This window comes from Exiguobacterium sp. s46 (assembly GCF_018618875.1).
GTDB classification, from domain to species: Bacteria; Bacillota; Bacilli; order Exiguobacteriales; family Exiguobacteriaceae; genus Exiguobacterium_A; species Exiguobacterium_A abrahamii.
This window is the reverse complement of sequence record NZ_JACSMY010000001.1, coordinates 1,800,685-1,819,080: the sequence shown is the minus strand read 5'-3', so window position 1 is coordinate 1,819,080 and position 18,396 is coordinate 1,800,685. Positions and strand designations below refer to the sequence as shown.

Annotated in this window: 14 protein-coding genes and 1 other RNA gene; all 15 read left to right on the top strand. The window is 40.7% G+C overall.

Going from position 1 to position 18,396, the window contains the following annotated elements; genetic code table 11:
• Positions 1–104 precede the first annotated feature (104 nt).
• Positions 105–1,085 carry a LacI family DNA-binding transcriptional regulator gene (locus KNQ08_RS09495; RefSeq protein ID WP_050678689.1) on the top strand — a complete coding sequence of 327 codons (981 nt, stop codon included), beginning with the start codon at positions 105–107 and terminating at the stop codon, positions 1,083–1,085.
• Positions 1,082–1,960 (top strand): ribokinase, encoded by an 879-nt coding sequence (gene rbsK / locus KNQ08_RS09490; protein ID WP_214805370.1) that lies wholly within the window; start codon positions 1,082–1,084, stop codon positions 1,958–1,960. Before KNQ08_RS09495 ends, rbsK begins: the two co-directional genes overlap by 4 nt.
• On the top strand, positions 1,957–2,346 hold the full coding sequence (gene rbsD / locus KNQ08_RS09485) for a D-ribose pyranase (protein ID WP_214805368.1): 390 nt from the start codon (positions 1,957–1,959) through the stop codon (positions 2,344–2,346). Before rbsK ends, rbsD begins: the two co-directional genes overlap by 4 nt.
• A gap of 12 nt (positions 2,347–2,358) precedes the next feature.
• The gene (locus KNQ08_RS09480; protein WP_195864541.1) at positions 2,359–3,837 is read left to right on the top strand and encodes a sugar ABC transporter ATP-binding protein; all 1,479 of its coding nucleotides are present in this window, start codon (positions 2,359–2,361) and stop codon (positions 3,835–3,837) included.
• A gap of 1 nt (position 3,838) precedes the next feature.
• Positions 3,839–4,807 (top strand): ribose ABC transporter permease, encoded by a 969-nt coding sequence (rbsC, locus tag KNQ08_RS09475; RefSeq protein ID WP_052019102.1) that lies wholly within the window; start codon positions 3,839–3,841, stop codon positions 4,805–4,807.
• Positions 4,808–4,834: 27 nt separating this feature from the next.
• The gene (gene rbsB / locus KNQ08_RS09470) at positions 4,835–5,752 is read left to right on the top strand and encodes a ribose ABC transporter substrate-binding protein RbsB (RefSeq protein WP_133207679.1); all 918 of its coding nucleotides are present in this window, start codon (positions 4,835–4,837) and stop codon (positions 5,750–5,752) included.
• Positions 5,753–5,889: 137 nt separating this feature from the next.
• Positions 5,890–6,123 (top strand): preprotein translocase subunit SecG, encoded by a 234-nt coding sequence (secG, locus tag KNQ08_RS09465; RefSeq protein WP_023469201.1) that lies wholly within the window; start codon positions 5,890–5,892, stop codon positions 6,121–6,123.
• A 101-nt stretch (positions 6,124–6,224) separates the two neighbouring features.
• The gene (locus KNQ08_RS09460) at positions 6,225–6,965 is read left to right on the top strand and encodes an alpha/beta hydrolase (RefSeq protein WP_023469200.1); all 741 of its coding nucleotides are present in this window, start codon (positions 6,225–6,227) and stop codon (positions 6,963–6,965) included.
• Positions 6,966–6,979: 14 nt separating this feature from the next.
• The gene (gene rnr, locus KNQ08_RS09455) at positions 6,980–9,334 is read left to right on the top strand and encodes a ribonuclease R (protein ID WP_214805366.1); all 2,355 of its coding nucleotides are present in this window, start codon (positions 6,980–6,982) and stop codon (positions 9,332–9,334) included.
• 32 nt (positions 9,335–9,366) lie between these two features.
• Entirely contained in the window at positions 9,367–9,837 is a 471-nt protein-coding gene (gene smpB / locus KNQ08_RS09450; RefSeq protein WP_023469198.1) for an SsrA-binding protein SmpB, read from the top strand.
• Between the two features lie 58 nt (positions 9,838–9,895).
• Positions 9,896–10,254, top strand: a transfer-messenger RNA (tmRNA) gene (gene ssrA, locus KNQ08_RS09445).
• Between the two features lie 409 nt (positions 10,255–10,663).
• Positions 10,664–12,697 (top strand): ATP-dependent nuclease, encoded by a 2,034-nt coding sequence (locus KNQ08_RS09440; RefSeq protein WP_214805364.1) that lies wholly within the window; start codon positions 10,664–10,666, stop codon positions 12,695–12,697.
• Positions 12,698–12,705: 8 nt separating this feature from the next.
• Positions 12,706–14,544 (top strand): UvrD-helicase domain-containing protein, encoded by a 1,839-nt coding sequence (locus KNQ08_RS09435; protein ID WP_290785515.1) that lies wholly within the window; start codon positions 12,706–12,708, stop codon positions 14,542–14,544.
• A 160-nt stretch (positions 14,545–14,704) separates the two neighbouring features.
• Positions 14,705–16,846: an AAA family ATPase gene (locus KNQ08_RS09430; protein ID WP_214805360.1), complete on the top strand. Its 2,142-nt coding sequence runs from the start codon at positions 14,705–14,707 to the stop codon at positions 16,844–16,846.
• Positions 16,847–16,849: 3 nt separating this feature from the next.
• Positions 16,850–18,382, top strand: coding sequence for a hypothetical protein (locus KNQ08_RS09425; RefSeq protein WP_214805358.1), 1,533 nt, complete (start codon positions 16,850–16,852; stop codon positions 18,380–18,382).
• Positions 18,383–18,396 lie beyond the last annotated feature (14 nt).

Below are 18,396 nucleotides of genomic sequence, written 5' to 3'. Positions count from 1 at the left end.
TCGAAAAAAATAAAATATATTTTAAAGAAAAAAGATTGATGTGTAACCGGTTACACAATATGATGATTCTTGTAAGCGTTATCAAAAGAAAGAGGTGGCGAAACATGTCGACCATCCGGGAAGTAGCGAAAGCGGCACATGTCTCCGTCGCGACGGTCTCACGCGTCATGAACGAAAAGGGTTATGTCAGTGAGAAATCGCGTAAGGCGGTGCTTCAGGCAATCAAACAATTGGATTATCGACCAAACCGGGTCGCGAGATCGTTGTTCCAAAAGCGGTCCGGACTGATCGGTTTGATCGTTCCCGACATCACGAATCCGTTCTTCCCACAACTCGCACGGGCTGTGGAAGATATGGCACATCAACATGGTTTTCAGGTCATTTTGTGTAACACAGACGAACAGTTTCAGAAAGAACGCGAATATATCAAGTCACTCGAGGCGATGCATGTCGACGGATTGATCATCACGACGAACTACTCGAATAATCCGAACTATGAAGAACTCGAAGTGCCGGTCGTAGCGTTAGACCGTGTGTTACAAGGAGCGATTCCGACGGTGACCTCAAACGGATACGAAGGCGGGAAGAAGGCAGCATCATTCTTACTTGCTTCTGGTGCGACGGAGCTAGCAGTTATCAGCGGTCCCTCGAAACTCCCGACGATCAAGAAACGCCGGGACGGCTTTGAGGAAGTCGCCGGAACCCATCTCGTCGCAAGCATCGAGTCACCGTTCCACTTTCAAGGAGCGCTCGATGCCGCGAACTATCTCTTTGATCACTATCACTGCAACGGCATTTTTGCCGCGAGCGATGTCATCGCTGCAGCAACGGTGCAAGTCGCTGCGGAACGCGGGATCACGATTCCGGACGAGCTACAAGTGATCGGCTATGACGGCATCGAACTCGGACAAATGATTTCACCACCGTTGACGACGATTGCGCAGCCGATCTATCAAATGGGAGAACTGGCGGCGAAACTTTTGATTCAGCGGATTGAAGGCACACCGATTGCCGCCGTTCATCATGAGTTGACAGTTGAGATCATCGAACGGGAAACGACGAAACGGAAGGATGAGGAAGCATGAAACAAATCAGTGTCATCGGCAGTATCTCGATGGATCTCGTCGTCGAAAGTAAACGCCGCCCAGGCGCAGGCGAAACGGTCATCGGGGATGCCTTTCATACCGTACCGGGCGGAAAAGGGGCGAACCAAGCAGTGGCGGTCGCGCGTCTCGGCAGTACCGTCGAAATGATCGGTTGCGTCGGCAGTGACGCAAACGGTGAAGCGATTCGCGAAAACTTCAAAACGCAAGGAGTACAGACGACACACTTGCAAACGATTGAAGGCGAACGGACGGGAACGGCACATATCACGCTCGCTGAAGGCGATAACTCGATCGTCGTCGTTCAGTCTGCTAATCAACATGTGAAATTTGCGGATGATACACTCGCGCCGATTCTCGCAGACAGTGAAATCATCTTACTACAGCTCGAGATTCCAATCGAAACGGTCGAGACCGTTGCTCGCGAAGCACATGCAGCCGGCATTCCAGTCGTCTTGAATCCAGCACCGGCGATGTCACTCAGTCCGGAATTGATTGAACACGTCACATACTTAACGCCAAACGAACATGAATGTGGCTTGATCTTCGGACAAGACCAGCCAATCGAACATTGGTTGATGGAATATCCGAATAAATTGATCGTGACCGAAGGCAGTCGCGGGGCACGCTTCTACGACGGTGAGTCGATCGTGACGATTCCAGCGATCGAGACGACCGTCGTTGATACGACAGGAGCAGGGGATACGTTCAACGGCGCCTTAGCCGTTGCCTTAACGGAAGGACAATCGCTCGTCGAAGCGATTCGTTTCGCGAACCGGGCAGCCGGCTTATCGATTCGCGCTCTTGGCGCTCAAGGCGGCATGCCAACACGGGAACAGATGGAGGGAGACGCATGAAGAAACACGGTATCTTAAACAGTCATATCAGCAAGGTCCTGACCGATCTCGGTCATACCGATACGATCGTTATCGCCGATTGCGGCTTACCGATTCCAGACGGGGTCGCCCGAATCGATTTAGCACTGGAACTCGGCACACCGTCATTCCTCGACGTCGTCCGTGTCGTCGCCGGTGACATGGCGATCGAACAACTGACACTGGCGACAGAAATCAAAGAAGCGAATCCGGATGTCCTCGAGCAACTCGAAGCCATGCAGATCGAGACGGCGTTCGTCTCGCATGAAGAGTTCAAGAAATTGACGCAGCAGGCGAAGGTCATCATCCGGACCGGGGAAGCGACACCGTACGCAAATGTCATCTTCCATTCCGGCGTAATCTTTTAAGGGGGTCGAGTAATGCGTATCGAGATGACAGGTATCAAAAAAGCATTCGGTCCTGTTCCCGTCCTGAAAGGTGTCGACTTCGAACTCGCTGCGGGTGAGATCCACGCCTTGATGGGAGAGAACGGTGCCGGGAAATCGACGCTGATGAAGATTTTGACCGGTGTCCATAAAGCGGATGCAGGCACGATCCGCGTCGATGGACAGGACGTCGAATATAAGAATCCGAAACTTGCCGAAGAGGCGGGGATTGCCTTCATCCACCAGGAGCTGAACATCCTCCCGGATTTAACGGTGACGGAGAACCTGTTCCTCGGACGAGAGTTGAAGTCACGCTTCGGGATTCTCAAGCAAGGGGAGATGAAGCGGCAGGCAGAACGTGAACTCGCCGAATTGAACGTCTTCATGGATGTCGATCAACTTGCCCGGACGTTATCGGTCGGTCAACAACAGATGATCGAGATCGCAAAAGCTTTGATGACGGACGCGAAGGTCATCATCATGGATGAACCGACAGCCGCACTGACGGAGCGGGAAATTCGCGCCTTATTCAGCGTCGCAACGGCACTGCGCAACCAAGGTGTCTCGATCGTCTATATCTCACACCGGATGGAGGAAATCTTCGAGCTCTGCGACCGGATCACGGTCTTACGGGACGGGATCTCCGTCTCGACACACGCGATTCCCGAGACATCGTTCGAACAGATCGTCCGGGAGATGGTCGGTCGTGAGATGGGTGAACGGTATCCGGACCGTGACGTGTCGATCGGTGCGACTGTTCTCGAAGTCAAACAGGCGAGCGGGAAACGGTTCGACGATGTCTCGTTCTCCGTCAAGGCTGGTGAAATCATCGGCTTTTCAGGTTTGATGGGGGCCGGGCGGACGGAAGTCATGCGCGGGCTGTTCGGGGTCGATCGCCTGAAAGAGGGAACAATCGAACTGAACGGACAGTCGCTGAAGATTAAGACACCGTATGATGCGATCCGCCAGGGCATCGGCTTTTTGACCGAGGACCGCAAAGGTGAAGGATTGTTCCTCGACTTTTCACTGCGTGAGAACATCTCGCTGCCGACGATTCGTTCGTTATCAAGATCCGGTGTCATCAAGGATCAGGCAGAACGCGATTTCGCAGAAGGATATTTGAAGTCGCTCTCGGTCCGGCACAGCTCGATGGACCAGCCGGCGAAATCACTGTCTGGTGGGAACCAACAGAAGGTCGTCCTCGCGAAGTGGCTCGGGACACAACCAAAAGTCTTGATCCTCGACGAACCGACACGTGGTGTCGACGTCGGGGCAAAGAAAGAGATTTACCTCATCATGAACGAACTCGCTGCGGCGGGTGTCGCGATCATCATGGTCAGCTCGGACCTCCCGGAGATTCTCGGGATGAGCGACCGGGTCTACGTCATGCGCGAAGGCAAGATGAGCGGCATGTTGACACGACAGGAAGCGACGCAAGAAAGCATCATGACACTTGCGACAGGAGGACAATGATATGGAATTGATGCAAGGCAAGGTAACGGAAGCAAAACCGAGACGTCTTGGGATCGGACAAAAGCTTGGACCACTCGCAGGATTGTTCGCGATCGTCCTCGTCGTCTCGATCATGGAACCGGACTTTTTAACACTGAATAATCTATTTAACATCTTACGGCAAGTCTCGATCAATGCCTTGATTGCCTTCGGGATGACGTTCGTCATTCTGACAGGTGGGATTGATTTATCGGTCGGCTCGATTCTCGCCCTCTCGTCCGCCTTCGTCGCGGGTCTGATGACGGACGGAACGTCAGCGTTGATCGCTGTTCTGGCTGGTCTAATCGTCGGAGCTGTCATGGGTGCGTTAAACGGGATGGTCATCTCGCTCGGGAAAGTCGCACCATTCATCGCAACACTTGCGACGATGACAATCTTCCGAGGTTTGACGCTCGTCTATACGGATGGGAAACCAATCACTGGACTTAGCCAAGGTGGCTGGTTCGAACTGTTCGGACGCGGCTACTTCTGGATCTTCCCAGTACCGGTTTTAACAATGTTGCTTGCCTTCGCGGTCCTCTACTTCATCTTGAAGAAGACGACGTTCGGTCGCTATACGTATGCGATTGGTGGTAACGAAGAAGCAGCAAAGTTGATGGGGATTCAAGTCAATAAAGTCAAAATCATGATTTACTCACTCTCTGGGTTGATGGCGGCACTTGCCGGCATCATCCTGACGTCTCGTCTGAACTCGGCACAGCCGACGGCGGGGACATCGTACGAACTCGACGCCATCGCAGCGGTCGTCCTTGGTGGGACGAGCCTCTCAGGTGGTCGTGGCTGGATTGTCGGTACCTTGATCGGTGCCTTGATCATCGGAACACTGAACAACGGACTTAACTTGCTTGGTGTCTCCTCGTTCTTCCAACTCGTCGTCAAAGGTTTAGTCATTTTGTTCGCGGTACTCGCGGACCGGAAACAAGCAGCGTAACCCACACTCAAAAAGGAGGATTTACAGATGAAAAAACTACTTGCAGTCGTCATGATGGCATTAATGGTCTTCGCAGCCGCCTGTTCGACGGAACAACCGGGCAGCAGCAACGGTGATACGAAGAAAAAGACGAAGGACTTTAAGATTGGTCTTTCGATTTCAACCCTCAATAACCCATTCTTCGTCTCGTTAAAAGAAGGGGCAGAACAAGAAGCAAAAGCACAAGGCGCAACACTTCAAGTCGCCGATGCACAAGATGATGCGGCAAAACAGGCAAGCGACATCGAAGACATGGTTCAAAAGAAAGTCGATCTCATTTTGATCAACCCAACGGATTCAGCAGCAGTTGGTGCAGCCGTCCAAACAGCAAACGATGCGAACATCCCTGTCATCACAGTTGACCGGAACGCAGAAGCAGGCGACGTCGTCGCACACATCGCGTCGGATAACGTCGCGGGTGGGAAACAAGCAGGTGAGTTCATGATCGAACTCGTCGGCGACAAAGCAAAAGTCGTGGAGCTCGAAGGGATTCCAGGAGCATCCGCAACTCGCGACCGTGGTAAAGGGTTCCATGAAGCAGTCGACGGTAAACTCGACGTCGTCGCAAAACAAGCAGCAAACTTCGACCGGGCAAAAGGATTGTCGGTCATGGAGAACATCCTCCAAAACAACAAAGACATCAAAGCCGTCTTCGCGCACAATGATGAGATGGCACTTGGTGCGGTCGAAGCATTAAAAGCAGCTGGTCTCAATGATGTCAAAGTCATCGGCTTCGATGCGACGGATGATGCCGTCAAAGCCGTCAAAGATGGAAAAATGGCAGGAACGATCGCTCAAAAACCGACTGAGATCGGAAAGATGGGTGTCGAGACAGCCATTAAGCACTTAAAAGGCGACAAAGTCGAGAAGAACATCCCAGTCGATCTCGAATTGATCAAACAATAAGGAGATGAGACACCTGAGTCGACGATTCAGGTGTCTCTTTTCGTCAGGCAGGAAAAAGTTCCTAAATCTATTCCTTGTTCCCGTACTTGTTTTTCTCTATAATGAAAGAAGCGTATATTACTGAAGGAGGATCATCGATGATCATTCATAACGTGGCTCTTGTCGGCCTCATCGTCGTTTCCGTTCTTCTCATCATCGTCGTTCTATTGATGTCGGGTCGTACGACCGGACTCGGAGCATTGACGGGTGGAGCAGAACAATTATTTGGTCGCCAAAAAGCTCGTGGCTTGGATGCGGTCCTAAATCGTGTGGCGTCTATCTTAGGAGCATTACTCTTCATTTTGGCGTTACTCGTCGCTTTTTATAAGTGAGCATTGAAACGACAGCCGTATGATCGCGCTGTCGTTTTTTGTATTTCTCGATATTCATTTTTTCCGGATATGGGGTATAGAGTTAGAGGGGGAATCATTTTATGAAAATCACTTTACCAAAACCATTCTTTTTCGAAGCCGGCCCACGTGCCGTTTTACTATTACACGGATTCACGGGATCGAGCGCGGATGTCCGCATCCTCGGTCGCTATTTACAGAAGCAGGGCTATACGTCCCTCGCACCACAATATAAAGGGCACGCTGCCCCACCCGAAGAGCTGACGAAGACCGGGCCAGCCGACTGGTGGCAGGATGTCCTTGCCGGATATCAGGAACTCGTCGATAAAGGCTATGACGAAATCGCTGTTTGCGGACTGTCGCTCGGTGGCGTCATGTCGCTGAAGTTATCGATGAACCGTCCGGTCAAAGCGGTCATCCCGATGTGTGCACCCGCCTACATCAAAAGTGAAGAAGTCATGTATGCAGGAGTCACCGAGTACGCACGAGAATTCAAGAAGCGAGAAGGCAAATCACAAGAAGAGATCGACCACGAGATGGCGTCCTTCGAACCGATGCCGACCTTGAAGGACTTACAGGAACTGCTGCGCGAGACACGCGATTCGCTCGAGGACGTCTACGCACCGACGCTCGTCGTCCAAGCGCGCAATGATCACATGATCAACACCGACTCCGCGAACATCATCCATGATGGAGTCAGTGCCTTCCAAAAAGAGCTGATCTGGTATGAGAACTCAGGTCACGTCATTACGCTCGACAAAGAAAAAGACCAGCTCCACTCTGACATCTTGGACTTCCTGGAGTCATTGAACTGGAGCAAGTAACTGGAGGTGTCACGTTGGAATTACGTGAACGAATACTAACGGTCATCACGACGGAAGAACGTCCGTTGTCGATTGATCAATTAACGAAAAAACTAGAACTAGCGGATACGGAAGCATTCAAGGAATTGATTCGGACGCTAAACGCGATGGAAGACGAAGCGTTGATTGCCCGGACACGCTCGAACAAGTACGGAACGCTTGCGCAGATCGGTCAAGTCGCAGGGAAGATTTCCGTCCACCAACGCGGATTCGGTTTCGTCTCACCGGAAGACGGTTCAGAAGGCGACATCTTCTTGCCGGCACCGGAACTGAAGAACGTCTATAACGGCGACCGTGTCCTGGTCAAAGTGTTTGCCGAGTCAAACGGCGGCGATCGTCGCGAAGGGAAACTGCTCAAGATTCTCTCACGCGGACCAGCCGATTTCGTCGGAACGTTCGTCAGTCCAAAAGGGCGAATTGAATCGATTGCTTACATTGAACCGGATGATACGAAGCTGACGTTCTTACCGGTCGTCGCGAACGACGATACACTCGGTGCCGTCGATGGTCATAAAGTCCTCGCTCGGATCACGAAGTATCCAGACGGTCGCTACGCCGGAACAGCGAAAGTCTTAAAAATCATCGGTCACAAAAATGATCCAGGCGTCGACATCTTGTCGATCGTCCATAAGCACGGCATCAATGTCGATTTCTCACCGGAAGCGATCGCTGAGGCGAATGCCGTTCCGGATCAGATCGATGAGAAAGACTTAGTCGGACGCGTCGATCTACGAAACGAATTGACGGTGACGATTGACGGCGCTGACGCAAAAGACTTAGATGATGCGGTTCACGTTAAGAAATTAGCGAACGGCAACTTCGAGCTTGGTGTCCACATCGCCGACGTCTCGCATTACGTCAAAGAAGATTCAGCACTCGACGAAGAAGCGCGTGAGCGCGGAACGAGTGTTTATCTCGTTGACCGCGTCATTCCGATGATTCCGCACCGTCTATCGAACGGGATCTGTTCGCTCAATCCGCACGTTGATCGCCTGACGCTCAGCTGTATCATGGAAATCGATGCGAACGGTGCTGTCGTCAACCACGAGATCTTCCAGAGTGTCATCAAGACGACGGAACGGATGACGTACACGGACGTCCGGAAAATCATCGAACGCGAAGACGAGGAAGTGATCGCGAAGTACCAAGATCTCGTCGAGTACTTCGACAAGATGGCGGAACTCGCAGCAATCCTCCGTGAACGCCGCTCCCGTCGTGGGGCGATCAACTTTGACTTCCCAGAAGCGAAGGTCCTCGTCAACGAAGAAGGCAAGACGAGTGAGATCATCCTCCGGGAACGGTCGGTCGCCGAGAAGCTGATCGAAGAGTTCATGCTCGCAGCAAACGAAACGGTCGCGGAGCACATCCAGCGTCAAAAACTGCCGTTCATGTACCGGATCCACGATGAGCCAAAAGCAGAACGTCTCGATACGTTCTTCAAGTTCATCGGTAACTTCGGCATCAACGTCGAACGCAAAGGTGAGTCAGTCGCACCGAAAACGTTGCAATCGATCCTCAACGCTGTTGAAGGTGAGCCGGAAGAAGCCGTCGTCAGTACGGTCATGCTTCGTTCGCTCCAACAAGCGAAATACGACATCGAACCGATCGGTCACTTCGGTCTGTCGACGGACTACTATACGCACTTCACGTCACCAATCCGCCGGTATCCGGACTTAATGGTTCACCGTCTGTTGCGTGAATATGTCATATATAACGACAAATCACAAAAGACGCAAGACCGTTATTCGGAGATTTTACCGGAAATCGCCGATCATTCGTCAAAGCGCGAGCGTCGCGCTGTTGATGCAGAGCGGGAAACGAACGCCTTGAAGAAAGCCGAGTATATGGAGCAACACATCGGTGAGACGTTTGAAGGTGTCGTCAGTGGTGTGACGAACTTCGGGATGTTCGTCGAATTGCCGAACACGATCGAAGGACTCGTCCACATCCAAGCGATGACGGATGACTTCTACCGCTACGATGAAGCGAACTATCAGCTGATCGGCGAGCGGACGAAGCAACAGTTCCGGATCGGCGATGTCGTCGAGATTAAAGTCACGAACGTCAACATCGATGAACGGACGATCGACTTCAGCGTCGTCGGGATGCCAGAGCGGCAACCGAAGAAACGGTTCGAGTCGAAGACGATCCGCTCAAGCGGTGGACGTCCGGGACAAAAACGCGACGATAAGAAGAAAGACGATCGTCGTGGCAAGAAACGGTCGGGTAAGAGCGAACAAGGTAAAGGAAAAGGATTCTCGTTAAAGAATAAGAAAGATAAACCGCCGTTCCATAAGGCGGTCTCGAATAAGAAACGGAAGCGCAAATAAGCGCTTCCGCATCGGAAATGTGGTGAACGAACATGCCAAAGGGAACAGATTCGAAAGTCTTAGCGAACAACAAACGGGCCTCGTTCGATTATGCGATCGAGGATACGATTGAAGCCGGTCTCGTCTTGACGGGAACGGAAATCAAATCGGTCCGTAAAGGAAAGATCAGTATTGGAGACGCGTTCGTCCGGTTTGACGGGGGAGAAGCGATTCTCTGGAACTCGAACATCGCCCACTTCGAACAAGGAAACCGGTACAACCATGAGCAGCTCCGCCCGCGGAAGCTGTTATTGCACAAGAAACAGATCGCAAACTTGATCGGTGCGGTCTCACGGGACGGCTATACGATCGTGCCGCTGAAGGTCTACATCAAGAACGGATATGCGAAATGCTTAATTGGACTCGGACGCGGGAAGAAGAAATTCGATAAACGCGACGACCTGAAGAAGAAGGATGCGAAGCGTGATATCGAACGAGCACTGCGCGATAAGCAAAAGTATTGAACCCGTAACACTTTTCTGCTAGAATATTAGTATTCGGAAAGCCCCAATTTTATATCTTGGGGACGTTACGGATTCGACGGGGGTAGTTCGGTCTTCTGTGGCGTGTCGAGGGGTCGGCCTCGTTAAAACGCACCAGCCATAACTGGCAAAACTAACACACAACTCGCAGCAGCGTAATAGCAACTGCGGATCCTAGCAGCTGTCGCCTGGTCGGCTGATTTCTAGGGTCTCACTTTAAACAGGCTACGCTTGGACCCTTCCGTCTGGAGGGAAAGAGAAGAGATGGAATCAGACTGGTCGGACGGACGCCTGTCAATTGGCAGCCTGACGACGAGATCCCAATAAATTGACTACACACGTAGAAGCTTAAGTATACGATGCCTTCGGACGTGGGTTCGACTCCCACCGTCTCCATACCCTGAAATCTTAGGATTTCAAAAAGTGCTATAAATGTTGACATATCAACATTTATGGCACTTTTTTATTTTAATTTCTAGTAATATTTTTCAACTTTCATAATTTGAATATATACATATTTAGGATTTCTGTATGTTTATTTACATTTGCTTTGTTTAATATGATAATTTTAGTGTTAGATAAAAAAGACTAAAATAAATTTATATAGAAATTCAAAAGAAGAGATACCTGAAAATTTCAAAATAGTTTTTATAAAATTTATTAAAATTTGATTATCAATTTATAGTAATAGAATACAAAAAAACTATCCAAAAAATAATCAAAGAAATTAATTTCATTGAGTTTATAAAAAATCATTTCTGAGTACCATCTTTTAAATCTAAATATTTATAAATAGAAAGGGATTTATATGAAATTAACTAAAATAATTTTTAACAATTACCGCAGTTTTGGACCAACTGATACAGTAATTCATATTTCAGATTTAACGGCCTTTATAGGTCATAATAGTTCAGGTAAAACTACTGTATTGAGTTCACTTCAAAAAATGTTTGGAAACTCTAAAGTAACTAAATCAGATTTTCATATTCCTTTAGAAAAAACTGCAGACGAAATAACAAGAAGTGAATTTTATATAGAAGCTTATTTTGAATTTTTTGATGAGGATAATGAAGGATTAGATGAAGATGATTACGGAATAGCGCAGTATTTTGAAAGCTTTAGAGTAGAACAACCTAACGGTGATCCATATATTGTTATACGCTTAGATGCGAGTTATGAGAAAGGGAGCTCTCCTGAAGGAATAATAGATTATAAGTACCATTATGTTGTTAATAGAGGGGAAAATGGACTTAAACCGATTTCAGCCCATGATAGAGATAAGATACAAGTTATTTATATTCCAGCAGTTAGAAACCCCTCGGAACAATTGAAAAATGCTAATGGAACTATATTATGGAGAATTCTAAATCAAATAAATTGGAAAGAGTCTGACAAAGTAAAGATAAATAATAAAATCGATGAATTAGATAATGAGGTAGCTAAGCAATCTGGAATATCGAAAGTAAAAGATGTGATTTCTAAACAATGGAAAAACTACCATAATGATTCTAGATACAATGAAGCTAATATAAAGTTTGGCAGTAGCGATTTAGAAAATATATTAAAAAAGCTAGAAGTGGAGTTTACACCTGCACATACCGAAAAAGCATTTAGAGTGGATGAATTAGGAGATGGTTTAAAGTCTTTATTTTACTTAACATTAATAGATTCACTATTAGAAATAGAAAATGCAGCAATAAGAGAAATTAAAAACAAAATTTCTGAAGAAGAACGAATATTAAATATTGATCCGCCAGCGTTGACACTTATTTTAGTTGAGGAGCCAGAAAATCATGTTAGTCCCCATTTATTAGGTAAGGTTATAAAGAATTTAAATAATATACGCAGTAGAAGTAATTCTCAAGTAATGTTAACTTCTCACAGTCCATCAATTATTAAACGTATAGATCCTACAGAAATACGCTATTTAAGAATTGAGAATGGAAAAACTATTGCTAAAGAGATTGTACTGCCTGAAAAGCAAGATGAATCATATAAATATGTAAAAGAAGCAATTAAAGCTTACCCAGAATTGTATTTTTCATCATTAGTTATATTAGGAGAAGGCGATAGTGAGGAAATATTAATACCAAAATTTCTAGAATTATATATGGATCACCTTGATACAGTTGCTACATCAGTAGTTCCTTTAGGTGGACGACATGTTAATCATTTTTGGAAGTTATTGAATCAATTGAGTATCCCTCATATTACATTATTAGATTTAGATAGAGAAAGAGAAGGCGGCGGTTGGGGAAGAATAAAGTATGTAATAAAACAACTATTGGAAAATGGAGCGGACAGAGATAAATTACTTAATACTTCGGACGATAGAATACTAACAGAAGAAGAATTAGATGATATGCATTTGTTGACTGAGTATGAACATATCGATGAATGGATACAATTTTTAGAAGAGTATAATGTATACTTTTCTAATCCGATAGATATTGATTTTTTAATGCTTGAAAAATATAAGGATGCATATTTAGAAATTCTAGATAAAAATGAAGGTCCTTTAATTAAGTTAGATGGAGAAAAGAAACAAAAAAGAATTTATGAATTAAGTGAACAAGAAAAGAAATCTACAGAATATCAAGATCGTATTGATAGTGATGTAAAAAGAACTTTAAAGAAAAATGGTAGTGATGGATATTCTTATACTCAAGAACAGAAAGAACTGATGATCTGGTATAGTTATTTCTTTTTAACTAGAGGAAAACCAGTAACACATTTACAAGCATTAAATAATATAACCGAAGATATATTAAAAGCGAATACTCCTTATGTTTTTAAAAATCTAGCTGGAAAAGTAAAATTACTCCTAAATATTAAGGAATGAGTAACATAGTGGAACTAACTAGTGAATGGAAACCAAGTGGTGGATTAGTACTAGAACCAGCAGCTTTGGATGCCTTGAAGGAGTTAAATAACTCTTTAGTTGTTGCAGGACCAGGAGCAGGTAAAACAGAACTATTAGCTCAAAAAGCTTGTTTTTTATTAGAAACGAAAAGCTGTGTAAATCCACATAAAATTTTAGCGATAAGCTTTAAAAAGGATGCAGCAGTAAATTTAAAGGAAAGAATAAAACTTAGATTATCTAAAAAATTTGAATCGAGATTTATATCACAAACTTTTGATTCTTTTGCTAAAAGCATATTAGATAGATTTCTATATGCATTATCTGATGAATTCAGACCAGATCCAAATTATCAGATAGCTACAAATCAGAATGAAATTATTCAAGCCTTTTCAAAGTGTAAAGTAAATTTATTTAACAATAAAATAAAGAAACAGTATATTGATAATTTAACTAGCACAAGAGTAGAGAACATGTCAGGGGTTTATAAAGACGTTTGGAGTAAATTACTTAAAGGTGATGAAGATATAAAACCAACTTTAAGTTTTCAGATGATATCTATTTTAGCAATTCGTATTTTAGAAACTAATCCGTTGATTCTTAAATCATTAAGGAAGACCTATTCTCACGTGTTTTTAGATGAGTTTCAAGATACAACGAAGGTGCAGTATGCCTTAATTAAAGTTTGTTTTCATAATTCATTAACTTCAATTACTGCTGTTGGTGATAACAGACAACGAATAATGATGTGGGCTGGGGCTAAAGTAGATGTATTCGATGCGTATAAGAGAGACTTTAATTCACGAGAATATACGCTGTTAATGAATCATAGATCAGCTCCAAGGTTATTAGAGATACAGAAAATAGTTAATAATTATCTTCAAGATGAACCATTTGCTCCTATTTCAAATTCTAAATGGTCTGAAAATGAAGGAGTTGCTGAAACGTGGTACTTCAAAGATTCTATTACTGAAGCAGAACATATTGCTGAAAAAATAAGGCAAGTAGTAGATGAGATGAAAATTGAATATAGAGATATTTGTATTATAGTTAAACAAAATGTTCAACAATTTTGTGATGATATAGTTAGGGTATTAGATAATGTAAATATTCAAGCTCGAAATGAAGTTAATTTCCAAGAATTGTTAAAAGAAGATATAGTTTTATTGATTATTAATACACTAAAGGCTGCTCTCAATGTTAAAGATAGTGATGCATGGATATTTATATGGGACGCAAAAATTTTCTTTGAAGGTAAATCAAGCACATTCAATCCTATTATTATTGATAAATTGAGAAAACAACTTAAATTAATGTTGAAAGATATAAAAATAAGATTAAATGACTTAAATGATCATCAGGAACTAACAAAACTATTAAGCGAAATAATAAATTTTTATGATCTAAATAAAATTAAAAAACACTATGTACAGTATTCACAAGGTCAATACATTAATAAATTACAAGAGGATTTATCAAATTATTTATATCAGTATTATTTATCAACAAATAATTGGCTAGAGGCAATTAATTCATTTGAAGGTCACGATTCAATTCCTATAATGACAATTCATAAAAGTAAGGGGTTGGAATTTGAGGTGGTATTTTTTGTGGGATTTGATGATAATTCTTTTTGGAGTTTTTCTAGTCAAAAAGATGAGGATACATGTACGTTTTTTGTAGGGCTTTCTCGATCGAAAAGATACCTATTTTTTACGTTTTCTGAAAATCGATTCGGAATTAACCGTACTAATTCTAAAATTTCAATCCTATATCAGATGTTAAAAGAATCCGGTGTAGTAGACGAAAAATATATAGGATTTGATTAAAAATATAGTATAAATAATTGTATCTGGCATACTGTGAACTGAACCCCGAATGATAACTTTTTTTTTCAAGTGTCTATCATTCGGGGTTCAGTTCAACTTAAGAATTAAGCACTTTCTTTGTTTATACTAACAATTACTTTAATTAAGGGTGTGAATTTTTTTGTTGGTCTACTACTATTTTGATGGATTTAGAAATTTTAAAAATTGTGATTTAAATTTCAGTAATGAATTAATTGTAAATTATAATAAAAAGAATAAGTCATTGAGTTTTATGCAAAATAAAAATTTTTTAGATAACTACTGGGGGAGAAATATAAATAGTATTACAACAATTGCCGGAAATAATGGGGTTGGAAAATCTACAATATTAGATTCTATAAAAGGTCGTTTTTTTTATGGATTTAATTTTTTACCACTCGAAACAGTTTTAGTTGAAAAAAAAGACAAATGCTATTGTATATATTACAGTGAAAAACTATTGGAAGAGAACTCAGCTATTGTTATTAATGATAATAAATACGTACTATCTGATTTTCAAGTAAATCCAAAAATAAAATCAATAATACTTGATATTAATATAGGAAATGAAAATATAGAATTTCAATTTAAAAAAGTAACTATTGAAGACATCGAAAGAAATTCCACAGAAGTACAAAATCAAACTAGAATAGGTAACGAAAGAAGCTTAGTATTTTATACAAATCAGTGGAACTATGAAACCTACAATAGAAGCTATAAAAGTAATAAAAACAGAGAATTCGATTATACAGATTTATCTATTGGTAATAAAATAGATTCATTAATTAATAAAGTTGGAGATTACGAAGAGCTTTTTTCGGAAGACATGAGAATCATTAATGGAGTATCTAGCGAGAATCGATTTAATACAGATTATTTGTATGAATTAAAATCAGAAGAAATTAAAAACGCACTAAGATATTTGAACGAAAGTTCTTTAAATAATAAAATAAATGATCATTTAATAATTCCAGAAGAAATAGTCATTAAATATGATTTTATGAGTTTAAGAGAAAGAAATGATTTATTATTACTAAATGATGAACTAAATATATATTTACGTTTTGAGAAAAAAGTAAATAACTTTTTCGGAGAACAAGTTTTTTATAACTATATTTTGAATTCAAAAAAAGATATCGGATCAAAAGAAATGATGTTATTAATAATAGTAGAAAATTTATTTTCAAATTTAGATTATATATTGTTTGAAAAAATAAAGGAAATTATCAAAGAAAAAGAAAAAAGAAAAGAATATAATCTAACGAGAATAGAAGATATCATACCCTTAATAGAATCATTTTCTGCGGTAGTTTTAGAAGAAATCGCTAATTTAAATTATACTGAAAAACTTAAAATTGAAAGAAGAAAAAAATTAAAGCAACGTGTTGAGAAATTGTTTAGTGATTACACAAACTTCATTCGATATCTTTTAACAGATTTTTTAGTCAATCGAGAACATATGATTTTGGATACTCATAGAATTAAGATGTTCGAAGTAGATAAAAATAGTGTCGGTATTGATAAAATAATTAATATTAAAATTCCTCGTATTAAGATAACCAAATCTAATAATAAAAGCATTTATAATTTTGTAAACAAGTACAATGATTTATCTGGAAAAAATAAATCACTTCATTTTTCATGGAGAAATTTAAGCTCAGGTGAAATTCAATTACTTAATCTATGTACAAGTTTATATTTAGCAATTAAAGATTCAAAACATAGAGATGTGCTTATTTTGTTAGACGAAGCTGAAATATCATTACACCCTATGCTTCAAAAAAAAATAATAAGTGTACTTTCAGGCATGTTAGATAGTTTAGAATTACAAGAAAAAAATATTCAAGTCGTTTTAAGTACACACTCTCCATTTATTTTGTCTGAGCTTCCTTTTAACTGTTTGATTTTATTAAAAAAAGATGATTTAGGAAACGTAGTTGTACAAAATGAACTTGAAAATATACCAGCAACTTTAGGTGCTAATATTCATGACTTATTTTCGCATTCATTTTTCCTATCTGATGGTCTTATCGGTGAATACGCAAAAGAGAAGATTAATGAAGTAGCCAATAATTTATTAAAAAATAATGTGAATGCGTCTTTAGATCAAGATTATATTGAAAAATTTATCAATCAGATAGGAGAACCTATAATTAAAGCGAAACTAATTGAACTATACAATCAAAGAAGTATCTTAAATAAACCAAAAGAAATGGATGGTATAATTCAAGATATTGAGAGTTTAAAAATACAATTAAAGAAGCTAGAGGAAAGAAATGAGTAAATTATGATTCACATTCAGATTCCTAATTCTTTACTTATGCAGCATAAAATCTTAGCTAATGATAGTAGTAAGTTAAAAAAAGATCTCTCTTCATTAAGCGAACGACAAAATAATAAACCTTTTCTAGGGATTATTAATTATTTGATTTCTAATTTAGAAAAAATTGTAAGTTGCAGCTTTGAAGATTTAAAAAAGATTCAAATGGAATATCTAACATTAGTTTATGATTTAAAAGATTTATTATTAATAAATAAAAAACTCAAAAATGATTTTTTAATTTTACTTTCCAATATTTCAAACGCTTTTCTTAAAGCTTATGATAATTTTACTAAAAGAAGTAATGTTTCGTGGAATAGCTATATTTTTTTAAAAAAATTAAATCAAGTTGTTTGTCCATATTGCAATGCGAACTTTATTCATACGGTTCAATCTAATCAATTTCTATCAGGAGCCTCATCAAGAGGAATGGCCGATTTAGATCACTTTTTACCAAAAAGTATTTTTCCGATTTTTGCGATTACATTATCTAATTTAGTTCCGAGTTGTATATATTGTAATCAGCGTTTCAAGAGTACTTATTATACAAGTTTTACAAGGAATTTCTCTCCTTATGATAAAAACTTAATAAATAAATTTAAGTTTAAATTTATTTACTCTAAAGACGACTTTAAAAGTGCTTTTGAGAAATTAGGGGAAGTCGAAGGTGCAGGTTTTTCCAAAGAGGAAAGATATTATTTAGAATTAGCTTCCAAAAATGATTTATTCGATTTCGAAAAAATTGAGAAGTTCAACAAAGATGAAGAAGATTTAAATAAAATATATGAATTGCTTTTAGAGATAAAAGAGTTTAATAGTGAAAACGAAGCTATGTACAAATGCATCTTGAAAATTTCCCAAAGTCTCCATATATATATTATGAAATTACGACAATTAATGAGTTTAGGTAAACTGGAAGCCATAGAATTAAATGAAAAATTAATTTCTGAATTAAGTATAGAATATGGAAAAATTCTTACTGAAAGAAAAAAATACGAATTACAAAAGAAAAAGAACTCAATTCAAAGAAAATGTATTACTGCTGTAAAAAATACCATTGAGAAAAATTTTAATAAGGTACAAAAAACCTATAATTTTAATAAAATATTCATTTTGGATGAAATTAAAACGATTAAAAAAGTTAATTTTGTGGATATCGCCTTAGGGAAAAGTGAGGATTATAAAATTGGAATTCATGCGAATTGCGAATCCGATACTGAAAAGTATATGATTTACAACAACGTTGCACTTTTTCAATTAGAGAGTGTTTATAATGAATATAGAGGCTATGTAAATAAAAAAATAGAACAAAGCTATGTTTTGAATGCATTATATAAGAGTCAATTAAAAAAACAATTTCCTAATCTATTTGATGAGTACTCTATAGATAATTTATCAAGTTTAATACTAATTGATGAAGAAAATCAAAAAAATGAAATTTTAGGGAAGTTAATTTATGATTTAGTTCTTTCAAACGTAAAAGCTCAATCAAGTACCTAATCTTAACTACTAAT